The sequence below is a fragment of the Paenarthrobacter sp. YJN-5 genome (assembly GCF_015040095.1).
Classification (GTDB): Bacteria; Actinomycetota; Actinomycetes; order Actinomycetales; family Micrococcaceae; genus Arthrobacter; species Arthrobacter ureafaciens.
In genome coordinates this window covers 1,251,007-1,272,489 of the sequence record NZ_CP053544.1, presented here as the reverse complement: position 1 = coordinate 1,272,489, position 21,483 = coordinate 1,251,007, and the positions used below count along the sequence as shown (strand labels likewise).

The window sequence follows — 21,483 nt, the reverse complement described above, 5'->3', positions numbered from 1 at the left end:
TCGTCGAATGCTTACGCCTCGATGAGAACCTTGGTGACGTTCGGGTCAACGGAGATACCCGGGCCGAACGTGGTGGCAACGGTGGCCTTCTGGATGTAGCGGCCCTTGGAAGCGGACGGCTTCAGGCGAAGAACCTCTTCCAGTGCGGCTGCGTAGTTCTCGGCCAGCTTGGTGGCGTCGAAGGAAACCTTGCCGATGATGAAGTGCAGGTTCGAGTGCTTGTCGACGCGGAAGTCGATCTTGCCACCCTTGATGTCGTTGACAGCCTTGGTGACATCCGGGGTAACCGTGCCGGTCTTCGGGTTCGGCATGAGGTTACGCGGGCCGAGGACCTTACCGAGACGGCCAACCTTGCCCATGAGGTCAGGGGTGGCAACGGCTGCGTCGAAGTCGGTCCAGCCGCCGGCGATCTTTTCGATCAGGTCATCGGAGCCAACGAAGTCGGCGCCGGCTGCGATTGCTGCCTCAGCCTTGTCACCGGTTGCGAAAACCAGGACACGGGCGGTCTTGCCGGTGCCGTGGGGGAGGTTGACCGTGCCGCGGACCATCTGGTCAGCCTTGCGGGGGTCAACGCCGAGGCGGAAAGCAACCTCAACCGTTGCGTCGAACTTCGACGGGTTGGTTTCCTTTGCCAGGGTGATTGCCTCGAACGGGGCGTAGGCCTTGCCTGCCTCGATCTTGGCTACGGCTGCCTCATATGCTTTGCTGCGCTTTGCCATGCTGCTTGTTTCTCCTTGTGCAGTTGTGGTCTTCGGACCGCGCTGGGCCCTGCCACAGTCGTGGATCCGGCAAAGGATCCTGCGACATTTCTATGTTCGGTTGCCGGTTTCCCGGCGGGTGAAGGCTGTAATTAGCCCTCGACGGTGATGCCCATGGAGCGGGCAGTGCCGGCGATGATCTTGGCAGCAGCCGCGATGTCGTTGGCGTTGAGGTCTTCCATCTTGGTGGAAGCAATTTCCTCGACCTGTGCCTGGGTCAGCTTGGCAACCTTGACGGTGTGCGGGGTAGCCGAACCCTTGGCGACGCCTGCAGCCTTCTTGATGAGCTCTGCAGCCGGCGGGGTCTTGGTGATGAAGGTGAAGGAGCGGTCCTCGTAGACCGTGATTTCCACCGGAATGACGTTTCCGCGCTGGGATTCCGTAGCAGCGTTGTACGCCTTGCAGAATTCCATGATGTTGACACCGTGCTGGCCAAGCGCAGGACCGATCGGCGGAGCCGGGTTAGCGGCACCTGCCTGGATCTGCAGCTTGATGAGGCCGGTGACCTTCTTCTTGGGAGCCAATGTAGGGTCCTTCTCTCAATAGCTTCCTGGGGCACAGGAGCGCGTCCCAGGTTGGTGGCCGCCATGGCAAGGCGACCGGCCGCTACCCAAGCCGCTAAGCAGGCGGCCGGGAGCGAAATCTGTGTATCAGCTAGATCTTGGTGACCTGGTTGAATGCGAGCGTAACCGGGGTTTCGCGCTCGAAGATGGAGACCAGCACCACGAGGGTCTGGGATTCGGGCTTGATCTCGGAGATCGTTGCCGGAAGGGTTTCGAACGGGCCCTCCTTGACGATGACGGACTCGCCGACCTCGAAGTCCACAGCCACCGGAGCCTGCTGCTGCTTGTTGACCGGCTTGCCCTTCTCAGCCTGTTCTTCTTCGAAGACCGGGGCGAGCATGGAGAAGACCTCGTCAAGGCGGAGCGGAACCGGGTTGTGGGCGTTGCCCACAAAGCCCGTGACACCGGGGGTGTGGCGGACGGCGCCCCAGGAAGCGTCGGTCAGGTCCATGCGGACCAGCACGTATCCGGGAATGCGTACGCGGTTGATGACCTTGCGCTGCGCGTTCTTGATCTCGACGACTTCTTCCATCGGAACCTGGATCTCGAAGATGTAATCTTCCATGTCCAGGGTCTGGATGCGGGTCTCGAGGTTGGCCTTCACGCGGTTCTCGTAGCCTGCGTAGGAGTGGATGACGTACCAGTCACCTTCCTGGCGGCGCAGCTTGGCCTTGAATTCCTCGGCCGGATCAGCCGGGGCGGCGGCAGCGGCAGATTCCAAGGAGACGCCCTCTTCCGAACCGTCTTCTTCGTCTACCTCGGAAGTGGACTCGTCGTCCACGTCAGCGTCTTCGGATTCGTCGACGTCGGCAGTTTCGGGCGCAGCGGAATCAACCTCGGACTCGTCTGCGGTTACGGCCGCATTCTCTGCGGTCCCGTCCAGCTCAGTCTCGTTTACCTCGAGCTCCTGCTCAGACACTTGGTCTCCTGCTTCCTCATTGCCTAACATGCCTATTTAAATGGCTCAATTCCGCAAACCCCGCAAAATCCCTGAAACCAGGGTTTACGCAGTTTGCGGACAGATCGCTTAGCGGTCCGTGGCGCCTGATCCTCCGAAGACCCAGCTGACTCCGGTACCAAAAGCAAGGTCCAGGAGGGTCACGATGAGCATCATGATGGCGACGAACACCAGCACCACGAGCGTGTAGTTGATCAGTTCTTTGCGGGTTGGAGCAACGACCTTCTTCAGCTCGCCGATAACCTGGCGGACGAAGAGTGCAATTCGGGCAAAAAAGCCGGAATCGGCTTTCTTGGCGGGGCGGCCCTTTGAGCTGCTTGCAGCTGTTTCGGTCACCTGATCCTCACTCACCTTGCAAAGTCGTTAGACCCGGCCCTGATCAGAGCCATGGTTGCTGCGCGTGCTCCGGCGTTTCCGCCGGAACAGCCTGCGCAGGGCAGACAGGACTCGAACCTGCAACCTGCGGTTTTGGAGACCGCTGCGCTACCAATTGCGCCACTACCCTATGGATTGAATCCATGTTTCAGGCCGCACTTCAGCCTGTAGTGCTTTTCAACACCGGTGAACCAGTCTACGCAAGAAATCCGCGATAGTCGAACCGGCTCGATTCGGGGCTCCAAGGCCGTCCGGGCTTGTGACCAGCAACATCAGTCACAAACTCCAGCAGTCCCCCGGGAGCTCCGCAGAACAGCATAAGGTAGTTTACGTCGAATCCCATCATCCAGCCCACGTGCTGCCTGCGAAGAATGGTACTTAGATGTCTGCCGGAACACCTGCCGCCCGCATTTCACAACGAATCTCCGCCATTGCCGAGTCCGCCACCCTTGCCGTTGATGCCAAGGCCAAGGCGTTGAAGGCCGCGGGCCGCCCCGTCATCGGTTTCGGAGCCGGAGAACCCGATTTTCCCACCCCGGACTACATCGTGAAGGCCGCCATTGAAGCTGCCGGCCAGCCGAAGTACCACCGGTACTCCCCCGCTTCCGGACTGCCCGAGCTCAAGAAAGCCATCGCGGACAAGACGCTGCGCGATTCCGGCTACAAAGTCGACCCGTCCCAGGTCCTGGTGACCAACGGCGGCAAGCAGGCTGTCTACAACACGTTTGCCACGCTGGTTGATCCGGGCGACGAGGTCATCATCCCCTCCCCGTTCTGGACCACCTACCCGGAGGCCATCAGGCTCGCCGGCGGCGTCCCGGTAGAGGTCTTCGCAGGGCCGGAGCAGGGCTACTTGGTGACCATTGAGCAGCTTGAGGCCGCCGTCACGGACAAGACCAAGATCCTCCTGTTCGTCTCCCCCTCCAACCCCACGGGCGCCGTCTACAGCCCGGAGCAGGTAGCAGAGATCGGCAAGTGGGCCGCATCCAAGGGCCTCTGGGTTGTCACGGACGAGATCTACGAACACCTCACCTACGACGGCGTGGAATTCACCTCCATCGCCACTGCGGCTCCTGAACTGGGCGACCGCGTGGTCATTCTGAACGGTGTTGCCAAGACCTACGCCATGACCGGTTGGCGCGTGGGCTGGATGATCGGCCCCGCCGACGTCATCAAGGCCGCCACCAACCTGCAGTCCCACGCCACGTCCAACGTCAGCAACATCATGCAGGTGGCCGCAGCCGCGGCACTTACCGGCCCGTTGACCGCCGTCGACGAGATGAAGGTTGCCTTCGACCGCCGCCGCAAGGCGATTGTGGCCGGCCTGAACGCGATTGAGGGCGTTGAATGCCCGACGCCGACCGGCGCGTTCTACGTCTACGCAGACGTCCGCGGGCTGCTGGGTAAGGAATTCGACACGGCCAACGACCCCGTGCGTCCCTCGACGTCCGCGGAACTGGCCGCGCTGATCCTCGACGAGGTTGAGGTCGCAGTGGTTCCCGGTGAGGCCTTCGGCCCCTCGGGTTACGTCCGGTTGTCCTACGCGCTCGGTGACGACGACCTCGCCGAAGGCGTCCGCCGGCTCCAGGAGTTCCTCGGCAAGGCCAAGTAACCCTACCTACCCCTGAACTGAAACGCTCTTCCACCACTGATGGTGGAAGAGCGTTTCAGTTTAAGGCGTGGGATGTGGGAGAGGGTTGGGGAAACACGGGTGGGATGTGAGAGAGCGTCCGGGAGGGGTTAGAGGAGGCGGCGTTCGGCAGCCCACTTGGTGAGCTCGTGGCGGTTTGACAGCTGGAGCTTGCGGAGGACTGCGGAGACGTGGGTTTCCACCGTCTTGATGGAGATGAAGAGCTCCTTGGCCACCTCTTTATAGCTGTATCCCCGGGCGATGAGCCGCATGACTTCGAGCTCGCGGGCGGAGAGCTTGTCCAGTTCGTCGTCGGCAATGTCGGCCGGCGCAGTTCCAAAGGCATCAAGGACAAACCCGGCCAGCCGCGGCGAGAAGACGGCGTCGCCATCGGCAACCCTGATGACGGCGTCGGAGATCTCGGCGCCGGAGATGGTTTTGGTAACGTACCCGCGGGCGCCCGCGCGGATCACGGCCACCACGTCCTCGGCGGCGTCGGAAACGCTCAGGGCCAGGAAGCTCGTCGTGTTGAGGAGCGCAGCCGAACCCGCAATGACCTCCCTGCCTCCGCCGCCCAAGCCCCCTGGCAGGTGGACGTCCAGCAGCACCACTTCGGGGCGGGTTTCGGCAATCACGGCGATGGCTTGTTCAACCGTGCCGGCCTCCCCCACAACGTCCATGCGCTCGTCCAGGTCAGCTTTGAGACCTGAGCGGAAAATGGTGTGGTCGTCCACGATCACCACGCGCACGCTCCGCGCGCCGGACTGGGCAGGGCTGTTCATTGCCGGACTTCTCCGTTCCTTGGTTCGTTGTTCTCCGCCTCCATGGCGGGCAGCGCCAACCGGACTTCCGTTCCGTTGCCGCTGCTGATGATGGCCGCTGTGCCGCCGTGCCTCTTCATGCGCCCGATGATGGACTCCTTGACGCCCATGCGGTCCTCGGGCACGGCGTCGGGATCGAATCCCGGCCCCCGGTCCTTAATGAAGACCTCGGTGTTTCCGGCAGTGCATTCAAGGTAGACAGACACTGTGCTTCCGCCGTGGCGGGACGCGTTCAACATGGCCTCACGGGCAGCTTGGACCAGTGCCTCGTGCCGCTCGGTCATCTCCGTATCGCCTACGGTCACCACTTCCACGGGATTGCCCAGAGCGTCTTCCACCTCCGCCGCAACGGCCTTGACCCGCTCTGCGAGCAGCCCGGCTTCCTTGGTGGAATCGCTGAACAGCCAACTACGCAGTTCACGTTCCTGTGCCCGGGCCAACCGGACAACGTCCTGCTCCGAACCCGCCCGGCGCTGGATGAGCGCCAAGGTTTGCAGGACGGAATCGTGGAGGTGCGCGGCGATTTCGGCACGTTCGGTTTCGCGGACACGCCCGGCGCGTTCGGCTTCGAGGTCCTTCCAGAACTTCAAACCCCACGGCAGCAGGACCAACACGACTCCCCCAAGGACCGCCACGGAGGCAAGCAGGGCCAGCCACGTCTGCTCCCACGACCCCGAGCCGGACACCATCACCAGGACCCCTGCCACCACCAGCGCAAGCCCCGCCGCGAGGCGAACCCATCCGCCTGCCTGATCGGCTTTCGTCTTGTCCACCAGTCCGGCCCGGCGGGTCTCATCCAGCTGCATCCACGCGATGGAAGCACCGCCGAGGATTGCTGCGGCCGGGATCAGGGTTCCCAGCGGCACGTCCACGCCCAGTTGTTGGGCAATCAGGATGGCGGCCACCAGCAGCAGCCCGACTCCAAGAAGGATTTCCTTGCCGTACTGGATCTTCCGGAACGTGAACCACGGCGCCACGGGACTTGCACCGACGCTTCCCCACTCCCCGGACGGCGGAGTTGCTCGATCGGCACCGGAGGGGGCATCACCGGAAATTCCGGCTGCGCTGCCGGGGGTGCCTGTCCCGCGCCCGGTGAGGGTCCCGGCGTCGTAATTTTTTGCGGGGCCGGCGGGCGGACGGCTCACCGCGGGAGCGATGGGCGACGCCGGCCGCTTGGCGTTGCGCCGGGCGTTCTCATCCGCCGTGGGAACCATGATCCACAGCCACGCATAGAAGGCCATGCCCGCACCGCCGGCGAAGCTGGCGAGGACCATGGCCAGCCGGACATACTTCACCGGCCAGCCCAAGTGTCCGGCGAGTCCGCTGCAGACTCCCGCGATCATGCGGTCGCTGCTGCGGACCAGCGCGGGGCGTTCCAAAGCGGTATCCATGTATCAATCCAAACACGGATCGGGGCTCCCAGGGCCCGTAACGGCGGCGCTTCGGGGGTCCCTCAGGGATCATTCAGGGTATCCCCCAATAGAGGACGTAACGGGCCAGGCGGCAGGATCGAAGTATGAACGCGAACAGCATGAATCCCGAGGATTCCGGAACCCCTGCCGATGCCGGGCGTCCGGGCAACAACGCCCCCGGCGGTGCCGCCGGATCCGGCCCGGCCGAGGAGCCTTCCGCACGCCCGTACCCCACGGGCAACGCCGGTCCCGGCAGCTGGACTTCCCAGCAGAACTTCTATGACTGGATCCGCAACCAAGGCATCCGCCGCGGCCCGGACCGCTGGATCGGCGGCGTCGCAAGCGGAGTGGCGCACCGGTTCGGCATCGATCCCTTGATTGTCCGGGGCATCTTCATTGTCCTGGCGCTCTTCGCCGGAGTGGGCGTCCTGCTCTACGGCCTTGCGTGGGCGCTGCTGCCGGAACCTGACGGCCGTATCCACGTGCAGGAAGCGGCTGCCGGCCGATGGTCCGGCGGCATGACCGGCGCACTGGCAACCTCGATCATCGGCCTGCCGAGCCTGGGACGCGGCTTTTGGGGCTGGGGTTGGGACGGACTTCCGGGTCTTTTCTGGACGCTGTTCTGGGTGGGCGGCATCGCGTACCTCATCTACTACCTGGTCCAGCGCAACAACAGCCAGAAAGGCGAATCTCCCATGAACCGGCAAAACTTCGGCGCACCCGCGGCCCCGGCGACCGGCACCGCAACCCCGGCGTCGACGGGTGGACCCGCAGGCAGCACCTACGGTGCTACTTCTTCCCAGGCGCCCGCCGGAGCCAACACGGGTGTACCGGTGTACGGACCGGGCAGCTCATCGACGCCGGTGGGCCCCTACAGCCCGTCGGGCCCCCGTCCTCCCCGCGGCTCCGGCCCCTACGGGCAGCCACCCTATGGTCAGCCGCCCTATGGCTCCGGGCCGGTACAGCCGCCCAAGCCCCCTCGGCAGAAGGCCAAGGGACCAGGTGCCGCAATCGTGGCAGTCAGTGCCGGAACGGCCCTCCTGGCCGGCGGAACCTTGAAGGCCCTGGACGTCGCCAACGTCATCAACCTGGGTAACGCAGCAGACTCCGTGGTGTGGGCCGTGGGTGCGGCCATCCTCGGCCTGGGCATTCTGGTGGCCGGCTTGCGCGGACGAACTTCAGGTTTTCTGGGATTCCTGGCCGTCGTGGCCTTGGTGGTCGGCGGTATTTTCAACGTCATCCCGCGCAATGGAGACCGCATTGGCTTCCAAGAGGTCAATTGGGCTCCGGTCAGCATTGAGCAGGCCCGGCAGGGGCTGAACATCACTGCCGCGAACGGCACCGTGGACCTGAGCGACATGAACCTGACGCCGCCGCTCACCACGGAAGTCACTGTCCCGGTGGATGCAACCGCCAGCAACATCACCGTCATCATTCCGGACAACGTTCCGGTGGAAGTCCGGGCGGATATGACGTTCGGGAACCTCAACGAGCGCGGCGCCGACCGCGGCGGGCGGTTCGAGGACGACCGCTCGACGTACAACACGGACAAACCCGGAGCGAACCTCGTGGTGGAGATCGATGGCACGTTCAGCAACGTGACCATCAAGGAAGGAAACTGACATGAGCACCAACCAACCAGGTGACGCCCGCCCCGCCGGGCCGCTCCCCGAAGAGGCTCTCCCCCGGGAAACACGTCCCACCGAGCCGATCGCGCGGCCCCGGTTGGAGGAGATTCCGCTGACGCCGCATTTGGAGCCCACCTACCGGATCGAACAGAACGACGACGAACCCAAGCAGGCGCGCATCGGCACCGTCGTGTGGGGGTTGATTGTGATCGCCCTGGCCGCCCTGCTCCTGGTTTCCACCATGGGCTGGATCATCCTGGACGGAACCTACGTGCTGATCGGCCTCATGATCGGGGCCGGCGCCGCGCTGGTAGTCGGCGGCCTCGTGGCTGCCGGACGGGGGTCGAAGCAAGTGACAAAGCAGCACCAACAAGGAAGGCTGTAACCATGGACAAGTTCTTCAGCATCGTCAGGGGCTTCGGCCTGAAGCGCGGCCCGCAGCGTTGGTTGGCCGGCGTCTGTGGAGGCATCGCAGCGAAGCTCAATGTGGACGTAGCGTACGTCCGGGTGGGATTCCTGTTGTTCTGCCTCTTGCCCGGACCGGCCATCATTTTCTACATCCTCGCGTGGCTGATCCTTCCGGACCAACAGAACCGGATCGCGCTGGAATCCTTCATCAGCCAGCGTTCCCGGTAGCGCCCCGATCGAGTCAGACCCGTGGACCGGATGGCCAACGACCGTGACACGTGCCGCCCTGGTCCGTCAAATACCAAGAATCGTCCCGCTGATGGCGGGGCGATTCTTCGTATTTTCGAGGATGTTTCCAATACCGCACGCCGCCTCTGGAATGTAACCGTTTGTGTCCCACCCCACATCCACGACTACAATCGTGGGGAGCTCAGCGTGGCGCTCGGCAAGTATTCCTCCAAGCCATGAGTGAGCAAACATGAAAATTGGCATTCTTACCAGCGGCGGCGACTGCCCCGGCCTCAACGCAGTAATCCGTGGAGCGGTCCTCAAAGGCATCGCGATCCACGGCCAGGAGTTCGTGGGCTTCCGGGACGGCTGGCGTGGCGTGGTGGAAGGTGACGTCATTGACATCCCCCGCACCATGGTCCGCGGTATCGCCAAGCAGGGCGGCACCATCCTGGGCACTTCCCGCACCAACCCCTTCGAGAACGGCGGCGGTCCGGAGGTCATCAAGGCCCACATGGAACGGCTGGGCATCGATGCCATCATCGCGATCGGCGGCGAGGGCACCCTGGCAGCAGCCAAACGCCTCACTGACGCCGGTTTGAAGATCGTCGGCGTCCCGAAGACCGTGGATAACGATCTCGACGCGACGGACTACACCTTTGGTTTCGACACTGCCGTGGAAATCGCCACGGAGGCGATCGACCGCCTGCGCACCACGGGTGAATCCCACCACCGCTGCATGATTGCGGAAGTGATGGGCCGCCACGTTGGCTGGATTGCCCTCCACTCCGGCATGGCGTCCGGCGCCCACGCCATCCTTATCCCCGAACAGAAGGTGAGCATCGAACAGATCGCCGAGTGGGTCCAACTGGCCCATGACCGCGGTCGCGCACCTTTGGTGGTGGTGGCGGAAGGGTTCGTGCCCGATCACATGGAATCCCCGCACTCCGAACGCGGCCTGGATACCTTTGGCCGTCCCCGGCTGGGAGGCATCGCGGACCAGCTTGCACCCGAGCTCGAGGCGCGCACGGGCATCGAGACCCGTGCGACCATCCTCGGCCACATCCAGCGCGGCGGCGTTCCCACCGCTTATGACCGCGTCCTCGCCACCCGCCTGGGCATGGCAGCGATCGACTCCGTGGTGGACGGCCGCTGGGGAACCATGGTTGCGCTCAAAGGCACGGACATCTCCCATGTTGGTTTTGAGGAAGCCCTCGGCAAGCTCAAGACCGTGCCGCAGCACCGCTACGACGAAGCGTCAGTGTTGTTTGGTTAGTCGGCTAGGCTGAACCCATGACCCTTGAGCCCACGTCCGCTGCCATTATCCAGCTGGCGTGGGCTCGCCATTTGGGGCTTGGTGACCACTCCTTTGCGGACGCCTCAGCCCGCGTCGCAGCAGCCGCCGCGGATCCAGGCGATCCCGCGTACAGGATTTCCAAGGCGGACGAATCGGCACGATCCGTGGTCTTCCTGCGCTTGTTCGGCGTATCGGCCCTGGTAGGGCCGCAATGGGCGCTCGACGCGGCGGCGGATATTCCCGACGTCGACCTCGCCCAGCACGTCACCCTGCTGACCCTGACGCGGTCCCACGGAGGACACGGCTTGGGTTCCTCCGCCCTCTTTTTTGCCGACGACCTTCCCCTGAAACAACCGGGCGAGGACGTGACGGTTTCCCGCGGCAATCCGGAAGCGATCGGACTGGAACAGCTGTGTCCTCCCGATGACGTCAACGAGGTAGGGCTCCAGACCTTGGAACACCGGTTCACCATCATGCACCCGGATGCGGAAAGCCCGGTGCCTTTGGCGTGCGGAGCCTATTCCGAATGGGAAGGGCTTCTTGCCAATATGGGCGTTCTGGTTGCCCCTGAATGGCGGCGCCGGGGCCTCGGTACGCTTGCTGCCTCGATTGCCGCGCACGAGGCCCTCGCCGCGGGCCTGACGCTCCAGTGGAAGGCGGATGTCAGCAACAGCGGCGCGCTTGCCATGGCGCGCAGCATCGGCTTTACCACCGGCGGGCTCCACGCGGGCGTCCTCCTCGCGTAGGGCTCTGCCCGTTTACTTGCTGGACTGCTCCGCAGCCTGCCCCTCAGGGACCGGTGCTCCCCCGCCCCAGCCGTCCACTGATTTCGGCTTTGCATAGAAGGCAGCCAACACTGCTCCCACCAGGACGGCGATTGCCGGCAACAGCGTCGACTGGCTCATCGCCGTCGAGAATCCTGCATGCAGGGACTCCGGAAGTGCCCCGGACATGGATGCCTCATTGACCGGGGCCCCCGCCCCGCTGGACGGCAGCTCGGCAGCAAGGCGCGCCTGGATCAGCGCCGCGACGGCGGCCGACCCCAGGACCGCACCGATCTGGCGGGTGGTATTGAAGACGCCGGAACCCGCTCCCGCCTGGCGCGGCGGAAGGTTACGGGTGGTGGCATTGGAGATTGGCCCCCACATGAAGGCGTTCGCTACACCCTGCAAGGCGCTTGGAAGCAGGAAGACCCAGATCGGAGTGTCCGGTGTCAGCAAGGCAGCAGTCCAGAAAAGTGCGGCGGACAGGCAGACCAAGCCGAACACGGCGAACCAGCGGGGATTGGCACGGTCGATCAGCTTTCCCACGAACGGCGCGAGCCCACCCGAAATGACAGCCATCGGGATCATCAGGAGGGCCGACTGCGTTGGCGTCAGCCCACGGACCACCTGGTAGTAGAAGATGGTGGGCAGGGGAAACGCGGTAACCGTGAAGCCGACGGCCATGATGGTGCTGTTTCCAAGGGAGAAGTTCCGGTCGCGGAACAGGCCCAGGGGCAGCAACGGTTCACCGCCGCGACGTTCAAGTATTTGTTGCCAGACGACGAACAGCGCCAGCACCACCACACCGGCAATGATCAGGCCCCAGACACTGACGACGCCGTTTATGGTGCCCCAATCGTAGGTTTGGCCTTCCTGGATGCCAAAGACGAGCAGGAACATGCCTGCCGCGGACAACACCACGCCCGGGATATCGAACTTGTGGCTGTGGGTGGTCAGCGTCGGGACGAAGCGGGTGACAAGGATGAAGGCAACGACGCCGATGGGCACGTTGACAAAGAAGATCCACTCCCAGCCGAGGCCGTCCACCAGGACGCCGCCGAGGATCGGTCCCACCAACACGGCCATGCCCGCGGTGGCTCCCCACAGTCCCATGGCCGCGCCGCGGCGGTCAGGCGGGAAGATCCGGGTGATGACGGCCATGGTCTGCGGCGTCATCATGGCAGCGCCCAGTCCTTGGACGGCGCGGGCCGCGATGAGCATGCCGATGTCCTGCGAAAATCCGCACCACAGCGATGCCAGGGTGAAGACAACCAGGCCTATCAGGTACAGGTTCTTTGGACCGAAGCGGTCACCCATCCTGCCGGTAATCAGCAACGGCACTGCATACGCCAGGAGGTAGGCGCTGGTTACCCAGATGACCGCATTGATGTCAGTATTGAGGCCCTCCATGATCCGGGGGTTGGCGACCGACACGATGGTGGTGTCGATCAGGATCATGAAGAACCCCACCACGAGTGACCACAGGGCCGGCCACGGCTTAGCTACGTTTTCCAAGGGATTCCTTTGGCTTGTTGGAAAGTTCGGACGGGGTTGCTTGGGGGTCGTCCCAAGGCAGTTCACCACTACGCAACTCCCGTAGGAGCCCGTGGATCCACGAGATCTCCGTTCGAAGCATTTGTTGTTGATACATGACATCGATCCAGTACTTGCGATCGAGGCCTTTGGCTGTGACAACCCGCTCAGCATGCAGGAGGAAATCCAGGTCGGCCTGGAGCGCGTCTACCCGCTGGCCAAGAAGTTCGATGACGGCCTCGGCGGGGAGGTGGTGCGCCTCGGCAATGGCGTGCGGAAAGACCGGGTATTCGTTCACGGGTTTTGCCAGCATCTCCCGTAGGCGCACGTCGAGCGCCTCGTGCCCGGCCGTCGAGATCCTGTAGGTAGTCCGCTCAGGGCGGTTCCCCTCGCGGTCCGTCCCGACGGCCTCCACCAAACCGGACTCTTCCAAGCGCCGGACAGCGTGATACAGGGTGCCGGGGCGCACCTTCACCAGCCGGTCCTCATGGCGGGCCATCAGCACCTGGTACATCTCATAGGGGTGCATGGGCCCCTCGGCGAGCAACGCCAGGGACGCGACGCCCAGCGCTGTCAGTTTCCCGGGCTGGACCATCGTGACGCCCTCCTTTGAATACTCCAGTGCAAATATGCCTGTGCCAATACTCCTGGCTAATACTCCAGGGCAATTATTCCACGTGGAGTATTACGCTGCCAAAAAACCCTGTTGCTTCGGGCAACAGGGTTATCGGTCGGTCAGGTCCTAGCCCAGAAGCTCCAGAATCTCCGTCCGGGCAAACATCTTGGCCGCGTCCCGGGCACTCGGTGTTCCGGAGTCCGGGTCCGCTCCAGCGTCAAGGAGGGCCCGGGCAACGCCGGTATAGCCCTTGAAGACAGCTCCGGCGAGCGGGGTCTGGCCACGGTCGTTGGCCGAGTTGACGTCTGCGCCGTGGTGCACCAGGAGTTGAACCGTTTCCTCGTGCCCGTGATACGCCGCAAGCATCAGCAAGGAGTCTCCGGCGGCGTTAGTCAGGGTTGCAGGAGCACCGGCGTCGAGATAGCCGCGCAGCAACGCGGAATTTCCTTCCCGGGCTGCGTCAAAAAGCGTGTGTGCCAGTGCCACTGCTTCATCGTCGGCTTCGCTGGAGGGCTGGGCTGCGGCGTCGTGGCCGGTGGGCTGGGTCATCTGTGGGGTCCCTTCAGGAATCCGGTCTGGCGCCCGACTACCTGTCCGGCGTCGGGGGCGACGATCACTTCCTGGGCCGCGACGTACGGCTCTTCGCCATCCATCACCGTCAACGGTTCGCTTGCCGAAACCGAGCGCTTGATCACTGCCAGCGCTACGGGGCCCATTTCTAAGTGCTGCGCCACCGATGTCAGCGTACCCACCTTGCGGTCACCGGCAAATACAACACTGCCCACGGCAGGAAGGGTGTGCTGCGAACCGTCCAACTGCAGGAAGACGAGGCGCCGCGGCGGGTGGCCAAGGTTGTGGACCCGCGCAATGGTTTCCTGGCCCTTGTAGCAGCCCTTGTTCAAGTGGACCGAAGTACGGATCAGGTCCAGTTCGTGGGGAATCGTCTTGTCATCCGTCTCCGCCCCGAGGCGTGGACGCCACGCCGCGATGCGCAGCGCATTTGCAGCCATGGCACCGGCCAAAGGCAGGCCCTCCACGGCGTACTCGAGTTCGGCGGCCGGGACAAGATATTCGAACCACGGACGTTCCAGGCCGGGATGCGACTCCTCCGGGACCAGGCTGTACGAGTAGCCGCCCGGGCCCACGTGCGGCCAGGGGTCCTCCCATACCAACCGCCCGGACAGCCGCTCCACCGGCTTGGTGGAGCCGATCACCGCCCACTGCTCCGAAACATCGGCGATTTCCACCCGAAGCATGAACTTCATCTTGTTCAGCCACTCCGCCAACGGGGCGGCCTCGGCCGTTTCGACGATCAGCCAGGTGGTGCCGCCGTCGTCGATAACCCGCGCATCGAATTCGATGCGTCCTTGGACGCTCAGCAGGAGGAGTTCACTGGCAACCTGCGGCTGCAAATTGGTCACGTGTTGCGAAGACAGGGTGTTGAGCCAGCTCAGCCGGTCGGGTCCGGTCACGGTCACCACACCGCGGTGGGAAAGATCGACGACGGCGGTACCGTTTGCCAGGGCGCGCTGCTCGCGCAACGGCTCGCCATAATGGGCCGCGACGCCGGCATCCAGTCCGGTATCCTCGACGGCTCCAGGGCGCGACAGCAGAGGGCTCTTGTATGTCATATGAAGTAGAAGTCCTTCAGGTTCGGGGGTATTCCCCACGGACGTTGGCACAGGGCATGCCGGTCATCGATATTCGGGGTTCTCAAAGTCGAAGCGGGTTCCGGCCTTCCACTCTTCCGGAAGATTGCCATAGGCAGGAATACCTCCGGCGTCCCTCAACAGTTTGGCCATGTGGAGCAGGTTCCACGTCATGAAGGTGGTGTTCCTGTTGGTGAAATCACTCTCCGGCCCGCCGGACCCTTCATCCAGATAGCTGGGCCCCGGCCCCACCGGTCCGATCCAGCCCGCGTCAGCTTGCGGCGGGATGGTGAAGCCGATGTGTTGGAGGCTGTACAGGATGTTCATGGAGCAATGCTTGATGCCGTCCTCGTTGCCGGTAATGAGGCAGCCGCCCACCTTGGGGTAGAACGCCCACTGTCCCTTGCCGTTGAGCTGGCCCGAGTGTGCGTAGAGCCGCTCGATCAGCTTCTTGGTCTGGGATGAGTTGTCGCCAAGCCAGATGGGGCCCGCCACCACGACGATATCTGCCCCGGCGACCGCCGGATAGATCTCCGGCCATTCGTCGCGCTGCCAACCGTGTTCGCGCATGTCCGGGTAGACACCGCTGGCGATGTCGTGGTCCACGGTGCGGATGAGCTGCGTGGCAACGCCCTGCTTCTCCATGATGTCCCGGCTGATCCGGATCAGGCCGTCGGTATTGCTGACCTGCGGTGAGGGCTTCAAGGTTCCGTTGAAGAACACGGCTTTGAGGCCCTCATAGCCACCGGGCTTGAGGCTGCTGTTCACTAACTGCTCCTTTTGCTTGTGCTGATGGAACGTTCAGTGAAGGCTCGCGCCGGGGTCAGGACACCTTATGGAGGAATGCCGAGGCGTGGGCTTCAAGGGCTTTTCCGTTGGCAGCTACATCCCAGCGCCAGAGGAGGTTGCCGTCAACGAGGCCGAAGATGCGGGTTGCCGCCGTGTATTCCTTGGAGTGGCCGCCGCGCATCACCATGTCGGTGGTGAGCTGGATCTGCGGCCCTTTGATTTGGCCGTAGTACAACTCGGTAATTCCACCGGGGTGCGAAATGGAGACGGCGAGATCGAACCCGCCGTCCTTGTTGCGGCGTTCTTCAACATCGTCAGCGGTCTTGAGCACGGGCACGATGTCCGCGGGAATCAGCCCGGGACCGCCGTCGCCCTCCTGGAGCTTGCGTTCCAGAGCCCAGAAGCCGGTCTCCACGGTCAGCGGGCGCAACTTTGCGCCGGCGTCATCGCTGATCCAGCTCTCAGCCCGGTACTGCAGGTAGGGCAGCCCGTTGTGGGTGAAGGATACGTGCTGGACGAAATGCTCCGAGTCCTCATCCCCGGTGCCAAGGCGGCCGCGTCCTTCCCACTCGCCAATGAGCCAGGAAAGGGGGACAAGTTCAGGGGTCAGGTCGGTCGGGATCTCAATAGGCACAACGACTACCTCAGTTGGACTGCAGGGAGGGACAGGCTACTTCTGGCCCTTGAAAAGACGGTAAACGACGAAACCAGCGAACCAGGCCATGGCGATGCTGGCAATGCCGAGGAGGACAAGGAAGAAGATTTCAAATGCGAGAACAGACATGATGCCATCCTAACCGTTAGTAGATGAGTAGTTTGTCTATGAAGTACGCCAGGGTTCCGATCGCCCACACGGGCGCAACGCCCATGCCCAGCGCCGCCGGCAGAGTCAGGCGTCCGCGCCGCAACGTGACCATTCGCCGGAAGCAGACCAGCACCGAGCCCGTCGCCACGCCCACCAAAGCAGCAGGAAGAACCGCGATATCCGAGAAAACCAGGCCGGCCAGGGGCGCCATGAGTCCGGCCATGACGACGCCCAGGGGTGCGACGATGCGGTCCGGCCACCTGATGATCCCCACCAACAACGCCACGGCGGCGGAGAGCCCGGCCACGAGGACCATTTCCTTGACGCCGTTGAACCTTGCTCCGGCGATCCACCCCGCACCAAGGCAGTTGAGCAACACACCCGCGCTGCAGCCCAGGGTGGACTCAAGGCGTTGGGCCTGCCCTGTCCCCCTGACGAGCTGGATGATGAAAACCGCCATGACGCCCAAGGCGATGAAAGCCGGTGTGCCGTCAAGGAAACCCGGGGCGGGAAGGTAGGCCGCGGTGACGGCCGAGCCTGCACCGGCCAGGCCGATGACCGCCGCCAGCGTTTTCTTGGCGGGCACGGCCAGGAAATGCGGCCAGCCGAACCCCACAACGGCCGACGCGGCGACGCCGACGCCCACCATGGCTTCCCGGGATACGAAGGTGCTGGCCACGATGGCTGCGAGCGCCACGAGTCCGAATACCCCGATGCTCCAAGACTTCACTGTGTGCCCGACCTCAATTCGATGCGTCTTACGACCTCTCGACAATCCTGCCTTATGGCGGCCCTATATGTCGTAATTCCCGCTTCCGGCCGTCACGAATCCCTGACTGGAAAGGCGCCGGTGGGTATACTCAGACTTCAACGGCGCACTGATTTGCCCTGACCCCGTTACAACGGCCAGGGGCGGTCTTGCCGCCGTGACCGGCCGGTGAAACTCCGGTTTCGACGCCCGATGATGCGCGCACAGCCCATTGGAGGAACTATGTCGCACATCCTGCTCCTGACGAACAGCACCGGATCTTCGGTGGACATCCTGCCTGCCTTGGAGTTGCTGAACCACCGCGTGCACATCCTCCCGGCAGAACCTACAGCCTTGTTGGAGACGGACCCCACGGACATCGTGTTCCTCGACGCCCGCAAGGACCTTGTGGGCGCACGTTCCCTGACCCAGTTGCTGAAGGCAACCGGACTGAGCGCTCCCCTGATGCTGATCCTCACGGAGGGCGGCATGGCTGCCGTGTCCTCGGCATGGTCGGTGGATGACATCGTCCTGGATTCTGCCGGCCCGGCCGAGGTGGAGGCCCGTATCCGCTTGGCCATGGCGCGCGCTGTACCGGGCGAAGAGGAAACCCAAACGGAGATCCGCGCAGCCGGCGTCGTCATTGATGAAGCGAGTTACACGGCCCGCGTAGGCGGCCAGCCACTGAACCTGACCTTCAAGGAATTCGAACTCCTCAAGTACCTGGCGCAGCACCCGGGACGCGTTTTTACCCGCCAGCAGCTGCTGACCGAGGTCTGGGGTTACGACTACTACGGCGGAACGCGGACCGTGGACGTCCACATCCGTCGTCTCCGGGCGAAATTGGGAGTGGACCACGAGAACCTCATCAGCACGGTCCGCAACGTGGGCTACCGGTTGACCCTGGTGCGGCTTCCGGATGACGAGCTGTCGGAAGCGTAGGGCTCCAAGGAAACATAAATGCATAGCAAAGAGGGCCGGGAATCAACTGATTCCCGGCCCTCTCTGTGTGCTGTTGTGGAGGACATACGGGTCGAACGTATCGAAGCCACCCCACTGGTGGATCCCCCTCGTATCCGGCTTTCAAAGCCGAACGAGTTACCTAAGCTACCCCCGATTGGCGGACACTTCAAATCGCACGGTCCCGCCTTGGCGTATAGCCTTGCATCATGAGTCACGCTCACCCTGAGAACTGGCCTGTACTGTTCGTTGACGGCGCTTTGGATGCCGAGCTGTTCAAGGATTTCAGCACCTTGGGTGCTGCTGCTGCCGAGTCGGATGGAAATCCGCCGCTCTCCGAACAGACGCTGGTGACACTGCGCGGCTCCGACGGCGGTGAACACCGGGTGCTGTCCCTGGCGCTCTACGCCCCCGACGAGGACTCGGACCCTGCCACCGCCGAAGACCTGGCCGGGATCGCCGTCGTCATTGAATCGCAGGACGGTACCGGAGTGCTGGAACTGGCCGTCCACCCTAGTTACCGCAACCGCGGCGTCGCGGGACGGCTCTTGGCTGCCCTGCAGGAGAAGCGTGGATTCGACGGGCTGACGGCATGGTCCCATGGCAACCATGAGGCCGCTGCCGAACTTGCCTCCCGGTTTGGCTACGGTCCCGTCCGCGAACTGCGGAAGATGCGCTTGATGTCATCTTCGTCTTCGCTGCCCGACGCCGCCCTGCCGCCCGGCGTCACGCTGCGCGCCTTTGTGCCGGGCCAGGACGAGCAAGCCTGGCTGGCCGCCAACCGGGCCGCCTTCGCCCACCACCCGGAGCAGGGCTCCATGACCCTGGCCGACCTGAAGGCCAGGGAGGAAGAGACCTGGTTCGATCCCGAAGGCTTCCTCCTGGCGGTCGACGCCGACGGCACGTTGCTGGGTTACCACTGGACCAAGGTGCACCCGAAGCAGGGTCCCCATCCGGCCATCGGCGAAGTGTACGTGGTGGGGGTGACGCCGGACGCGCAGGGTTCGGGCTTGGGCAAGGCCCTCACCGTAGCCGGCATCCGGCACCTGCAGGAGAAGGGCCTCCACGCTGTCATGCTGTACGTCGACGCTGACAATGAGGCCGCTGTGGCCCTCTACCGGAAACTTGGCTTCGTCCGGTGGGACACCGACGTCATGTACGGGCCTTTGCCCGGTAATTAGCCTGTGCGGTCCGGACACGGGACCGGGCATGGACATCTTGGATTCGGGTCGCCCAATTGCTTGTAATGTGGGAGGAAACCCAGTCCTGAGCTTAGGAGAAACCCATGCAGCCGGACCCCGTCGGTACCGCCGGACCTACCTCCAAGGGCGCAACGCTGCCCGCGCGCTTCGGCTCATCCGAGGTGCCCGCGTCCCGGGCCACGCAGGACCGGATAGACATCCCCGAGTTTGCGCCCAACCTGGAACCGGAGGGCGATATTTCGCCGGACCGTTTCCTGGACCGCGAGCTCAGCTGGCTGGCCTTCAACTCCCGCGTTCTGGAGTTGGCGGAGGATCCCGATCTCTACCTCCTGGAGCGCGTCAACTTCCTCTCCATTTTTGCTTCCAACCTTGACGAGTTCTTCATGGTCCGGGTGGCCGGCCTCAAGCGCCGCATTGCCACCGGCCTGGCCGTCCCTTCCCCTGCCGGGTTGAGCCCGATTGAGGTACTGGAACAGATCGGCGAGGAAGCCCACAAACTGCAGGAACGGCATGCCCGGGTATTTGCCGAGCAGATCCGTCCGGCTTTGGCCTTCGAGCACATCCACGTCATGCACTGGAACGAACTCGACGAGGAGGCGCGCCACCGCCTCAGCGCCCTGTTCCAGGAGAAGGTCTTCCCCATCCTCACGCCGCTCGCAGTGGACCCCGCGCACCCGTTCCCCTACATCTCCGGCCTGTCCCTGAACCTGGCGGTGATCGTCAGCAACCCGATCAGCGACAAAGAGCTGTTCGCCCGCGTGAAGGTTCCGGACCAGCTGCCGCGGCTGATCTCGGTGGATGGTCCCCGCGCCGGTGCCATTCCGGGCAGGGTGGCCCGGTTCATCGCCCTCGAAGAACTGATCGCCGTCCACCTGGACACGCTCTTCCCGGGTATGGAAGTTTTGGAGCACCACACCTTCCGCGTCACCCGCAACGAGGACGTCGAGGTGGAAGAGGACGACGCCGAGAACCTCCTGCAGGCGTTGGAGAAGGAACTCCTGCGCCGTCGGTTCGGTCCGCCCGTCCGGTTGGAAGTCACCACCGATATCAACCCGAACGTCAGGGCCTTGCTGGTCCGCGAGCTTGGCGTGGACGAGTCCGAGGTCTACTCGGTACCCGCTCCGCTGGACCTTCGCGGGCTTTCCGTCATCGCTGGCATTGACCGCCCGGATCTGCACTACCCCAAGCACGTGCCGCACACCTCGCGGTACCTCAACGAATCGGAGACGTCCAAGGCGGCCAACGTCTTTGCTGCCATGAGGCGGCGGGACATCCTGCTCCACCACCCGTACGACTCCTTCTCCACCTCGGTCCAGGCCTTCCTCGAGCAAGCCGCCGCGGACCCGAAGGTCCAGGCAATCAAGCAGACGCTGTACCGCACCTCCGGCGATTCCCCGATCGTGGATGCCTTGATCGACGCCGCCGAAGCGGGCAAGCAGGTCCTGGCCCTGGTGGAGATCAAGGCCCGCTTCGACGAACAGGCCAACATCTCCTGGGCCCGCAAGCTGGAGCAGGCCGGCGTCCACGTGGTGTACGGCATCGTGGGCCTGAAGACCCACTGCAAGCTGTCACTGGTGGTGCGGCAGGAAGTGGACGGCCTCCGCAGGTACTGCCACATCGGTACCGGCAACTACCATCCCAGGACGGCGCGCTACTACGAGGACCTCGGCCTGCTGACCTCAAACGAACAAGTGGGCGAGGACCTCTCCAAGCTGTTCAACCAGCTCTCCGGATACGCCCCCAAGTCCACGTTCAAGCGGCTGCTCGTTGCGCCGCGCTCGGTGCGTTCAGGACTGATTGACCGGATCGAAACAGAAATCCGCAATGCGCGCAACGGTGTGGCCGCACGTGTCCAGATCAAGGTCAACTCGATGGTGGACGAAGCCATCATCGATGCCCTGTACCGCGCATCCCAGGCCGGAGTGAAGGTGGACGTCGTGGTGCGCGGCATCTGCTCCCTGCGGCCGGGTGTGCCTGGCCTCAGCGAAAACATCACGGTGCGCTCCATCCTGGGACGGTTCCTTGAGCACTCCCGGGTGTTCGCCTTCGCCAACGGTGGAGAACCCGTGGTGTACATCGGCTCTGCCGACATGATGCACCGCAACCTGGACCGCCGGGTTGAAGCACTGGTCCAGTTGGCCAGCCGGGAGGACGTGAACACGGTCCTTGACCTGATGCGCCGCTACATGGACGACTCCACCGCAAGCTGGCACTTGGACAATGAAGGTCATTGGACCCGGCATCACCTTGATGAGAAGGGCGAGCCCCTCCTGGATATGCAGTCCTGGCTCTTGGCCTCCCGCTCCCGCCAGCGGGCAGCAGCACGGCGGTAAGGAACA

At 63.7% G+C, this 21,483-nt stretch carries 22 protein-coding genes and 1 tRNA gene; 9 read left to right on the top strand and 14 right to left on the bottom strand.

The features are described from left to right. Positions 1-11: 11 nt before the first annotated feature. The 5 genes from rplA to HMI59_RS06010 all read right to left on the bottom strand — a co-directional run bounded on the left by rplA (position 12) and on the right by HMI59_RS06010 (position 2,784). Complete coding sequence (gene rplA, locus HMI59_RS06030) at positions 12-719, bottom strand: 50S ribosomal protein L1 (protein WP_021474783.1); 708 nt, start codon at positions 717-719, stop codon at positions 12-14. Between the two features lie 131 nt (positions 720-850). Beyond that, positions 851-1,282 carry a 50S ribosomal protein L11 gene (rplK, locus tag HMI59_RS06025; protein ID WP_166183617.1) on the bottom strand — a complete coding sequence of 144 codons (432 nt, stop codon included), beginning with the start codon at positions 1,280-1,282 and terminating at the stop codon, positions 851-853. A 130-nt stretch (positions 1,283-1,412) separates the two neighbouring features. Beyond that, the gene (gene nusG / locus HMI59_RS06020) at positions 1,413-2,240 is read right to left on the bottom strand and encodes a transcription termination/antitermination protein NusG (RefSeq protein WP_166183619.1); all 828 of its coding nucleotides are present in this window, start codon (positions 2,238-2,240) and stop codon (positions 1,413-1,415) included. A gap of 108 nt (positions 2,241-2,348) precedes the next feature. Then, positions 2,349-2,630 carry a preprotein translocase subunit SecE gene (secE, locus tag HMI59_RS06015; protein ID WP_031217390.1) on the bottom strand — a complete coding sequence of 94 codons (282 nt, stop codon included), beginning with the start codon at positions 2,628-2,630 and terminating at the stop codon, positions 2,349-2,351. 81 nt (positions 2,631-2,711) lie between these two features. After that, positions 2,712-2,784, bottom strand: a tRNA-Trp gene (locus HMI59_RS06010). A 252-nt stretch (positions 2,785-3,036) separates the two neighbouring features. On the opposite strand from HMI59_RS06010, the gene HMI59_RS06005 reads away from it, so the two are divergent. Beyond that, complete coding sequence (locus tag HMI59_RS06005; RefSeq protein ID WP_193593133.1) at positions 3,037-4,266, top strand: pyridoxal phosphate-dependent aminotransferase; 1,230 nt, start codon at positions 3,037-3,039, stop codon at positions 4,264-4,266. Between the two features lie 128 nt (positions 4,267-4,394). On the opposite strand, the gene HMI59_RS06000 is transcribed toward HMI59_RS06005, so the two are convergent. Both HMI59_RS06000 and HMI59_RS05995 read right to left on the bottom strand, forming a co-directional pair. Next, entirely contained in the window at positions 4,395-5,066 is a 672-nt protein-coding gene (locus tag HMI59_RS06000; RefSeq protein WP_193593132.1) for a response regulator transcription factor, read from the bottom strand. Further along, on the bottom strand, positions 5,063-6,496 hold the full coding sequence (locus HMI59_RS05995; RefSeq protein WP_193593131.1) for an ATP-binding protein: 1,434 nt from the start codon (positions 6,494-6,496) through the stop codon (positions 5,063-5,065). The genes HMI59_RS06000 and HMI59_RS05995 overlap by 4 nt, the downstream gene beginning before the upstream one ends. Before the next feature lie 125 nt (positions 6,497-6,621). Between HMI59_RS05995 and HMI59_RS05990 the strand changes: the two genes are divergently transcribed. The 5 genes from HMI59_RS05990 to HMI59_RS05970 all read left to right on the top strand — a co-directional run bounded on the left by HMI59_RS05990 (position 6,622) and on the right by HMI59_RS05970 (position 10,824). After that, positions 6,622-8,139 (top strand): PspC domain-containing protein, encoded by a 1,518-nt coding sequence (locus HMI59_RS05990; protein ID WP_193593130.1) that lies wholly within the window; start codon positions 6,622-6,624, stop codon positions 8,137-8,139. Between the two features lies 1 nt (position 8,140). After that, positions 8,141-8,530, top strand: a complete 390-nt coding sequence (locus HMI59_RS05985; RefSeq protein ID WP_193593129.1) for a hypothetical protein — start codon at positions 8,141-8,143, stop codon at positions 8,528-8,530. Between the two features lie 2 nt (positions 8,531-8,532). Next, the gene (locus HMI59_RS05980; RefSeq protein WP_021472388.1) at positions 8,533-8,781 is read left to right on the top strand and encodes a PspC domain-containing protein; all 249 of its coding nucleotides are present in this window, start codon (positions 8,533-8,535) and stop codon (positions 8,779-8,781) included. Positions 8,782-9,031: 250 nt separating this feature from the next. Then, on the top strand, positions 9,032-10,057 hold the full coding sequence (locus tag HMI59_RS05975; protein WP_021472387.1) for a 6-phosphofructokinase: 1,026 nt from the start codon (positions 9,032-9,034) through the stop codon (positions 10,055-10,057). Between the two features lie 17 nt (positions 10,058-10,074). Next, positions 10,075-10,824, top strand: a complete 750-nt coding sequence (locus HMI59_RS05970) for a GNAT family N-acetyltransferase (protein ID WP_193593128.1) — start codon at positions 10,075-10,077, stop codon at positions 10,822-10,824. Positions 10,825-10,836: 12 nt separating this feature from the next. Here HMI59_RS05970 and HMI59_RS05965 read toward each other — a convergent pair whose 3' ends face one another. The 7 genes from HMI59_RS05965 to HMI59_RS05935 form a co-directional block, all read right to left on the bottom strand. After that, entirely contained in the window at positions 10,837-12,357 is a 1,521-nt protein-coding gene (locus HMI59_RS05965; RefSeq protein WP_193593127.1) for a DHA2 family efflux MFS transporter permease subunit, read from the bottom strand. Further along, positions 12,341-12,970 (bottom strand): PadR family transcriptional regulator, encoded by a 630-nt coding sequence (locus HMI59_RS05960; RefSeq protein WP_193593126.1) that lies wholly within the window; start codon positions 12,968-12,970, stop codon positions 12,341-12,343. Before HMI59_RS05960 ends, HMI59_RS05965 begins: the two co-directional genes overlap by 17 nt. Positions 12,971-13,117: 147 nt before the next feature. After that, complete coding sequence (locus HMI59_RS05955) at positions 13,118-13,540, bottom strand: ankyrin repeat domain-containing protein (protein WP_193593125.1); 423 nt, start codon at positions 13,538-13,540, stop codon at positions 13,118-13,120. Next, the gene (locus HMI59_RS05950; protein ID WP_193593124.1) at positions 13,537-14,622 is read right to left on the bottom strand and encodes a folate-binding protein YgfZ; all 1,086 of its coding nucleotides are present in this window, start codon (positions 14,620-14,622) and stop codon (positions 13,537-13,539) included. Before HMI59_RS05950 ends, HMI59_RS05955 begins: the two co-directional genes overlap by 4 nt. 63 nt (positions 14,623-14,685) lie before the next feature. Next, positions 14,686-15,408, bottom strand: a complete 723-nt coding sequence (locus tag HMI59_RS05945; RefSeq protein ID WP_193593123.1) for a flavodoxin family protein — start codon at positions 15,406-15,408, stop codon at positions 14,686-14,688. Positions 15,409-15,463: 55 nt separating this feature from the next. Further along, positions 15,464-16,063, bottom strand: a complete 600-nt coding sequence (locus HMI59_RS05940; RefSeq protein WP_021472380.1) for an FABP family protein — start codon at positions 16,061-16,063, stop codon at positions 15,464-15,466. A 166-nt stretch (positions 16,064-16,229) separates the two neighbouring features. Further along, positions 16,230-16,964, bottom strand: coding sequence for a permease (locus tag HMI59_RS05935; protein ID WP_193593122.1), 735 nt, complete (start codon positions 16,962-16,964; stop codon positions 16,230-16,232). A 261-nt stretch (positions 16,965-17,225) separates the two neighbouring features. Here HMI59_RS05935 and HMI59_RS05930 point away from each other — a divergent pair, with 261 nt between their 5' ends. The 3 genes from HMI59_RS05930 (at position 17,226) to HMI59_RS05920 (ending at position 21,477) form a co-directional block, all read left to right on the top strand. Continuing rightward, the gene (locus tag HMI59_RS05930; protein WP_021472377.1) at positions 17,226-17,924 is read left to right on the top strand and encodes a response regulator transcription factor; all 699 of its coding nucleotides are present in this window, start codon (positions 17,226-17,228) and stop codon (positions 17,922-17,924) included. 227 nt (positions 17,925-18,151) lie between these two features. Further along, entirely contained in the window at positions 18,152-19,123 is a 972-nt protein-coding gene (gene mshD / locus HMI59_RS05925; protein ID WP_193593121.1) for a mycothiol synthase, read from the top strand. 104 nt (positions 19,124-19,227) lie between these two features. Next, entirely contained in the window at positions 19,228-21,477 is a 2,250-nt protein-coding gene (locus tag HMI59_RS05920; protein WP_021472375.1) for an RNA degradosome polyphosphate kinase, read from the top strand. The last annotated feature ends 6 nt before the right edge of the window (positions 21,478-21,483 follow it).

Coding starts and splice junctions, on each gene's coding strand:
- rplA (WP_021474783.1), bottom strand. CDS start 719: ATGGCAAAGCGCAGCAAAGCATATGAGGCAGCCGTAGCCAAGATCGAG.
- HMI59_RS06005 (WP_193593133.1), top strand. CDS start 3,037: ATGTCTGCCGGAACACCTGCCGCCCGCATTTCACAACGAATCTCCGCC.
- HMI59_RS06000 (WP_193593132.1), bottom strand. CDS start 5,066: ATGAACAGCCCTGCCCAGTCCGGCGCGCGGAGCGTGCGCGTGGTGATC.
- HMI59_RS05995 (WP_193593131.1), bottom strand. CDS start 6,496: ATGGATACCGCTTTGGAACGCCCCGCGCTGGTCCGCAGCAGCGACCGC.
- HMI59_RS05990 (WP_193593130.1), top strand. CDS start 6,622: ATGAACGCGAACAGCATGAATCCCGAGGATTCCGGAACCCCTGCCGAT.
- HMI59_RS05985 (WP_193593129.1), top strand. CDS start 8,141: ATGAGCACCAACCAACCAGGTGACGCCCGCCCCGCCGGGCCGCTCCCC.
- HMI59_RS05980 (WP_021472388.1), top strand. CDS start 8,533: ATGGACAAGTTCTTCAGCATCGTCAGGGGCTTCGGCCTGAAGCGCGGC.
- HMI59_RS05975 (WP_021472387.1), top strand. CDS start 9,032: ATGAAAATTGGCATTCTTACCAGCGGCGGCGACTGCCCCGGCCTCAAC.
- HMI59_RS05970 (WP_193593128.1), top strand. CDS start 10,075: ATGACCCTTGAGCCCACGTCCGCTGCCATTATCCAGCTGGCGTGGGCT.
- HMI59_RS05960 (WP_193593126.1), bottom strand. CDS start 12,970: ATGGTCCAGCCCGGGAAACTGACAGCGCTGGGCGTCGCGTCCCTGGCG.
- HMI59_RS05955 (WP_193593125.1), bottom strand. CDS start 13,540: ATGACCCAGCCCACCGGCCACGACGCCGCAGCCCAGCCCTCCAGCGAA.
- HMI59_RS05950 (WP_193593124.1), bottom strand. CDS start 14,622: ATGACATACAAGAGCCCTCTGCTGTCGCGCCCTGGAGCCGTCGAGGAT.
- HMI59_RS05930 (WP_021472377.1), top strand. CDS start 17,226: ATGTCGCACATCCTGCTCCTGACGAACAGCACCGGATCTTCGGTGGAC.
- mshD (WP_193593121.1), top strand. CDS start 18,152: ATGAGTCACGCTCACCCTGAGAACTGGCCTGTACTGTTCGTTGACGGC.
- HMI59_RS05920 (WP_021472375.1), top strand. CDS start 19,228: ATGCAGCCGGACCCCGTCGGTACCGCCGGACCTACCTCCAAGGGCGCA.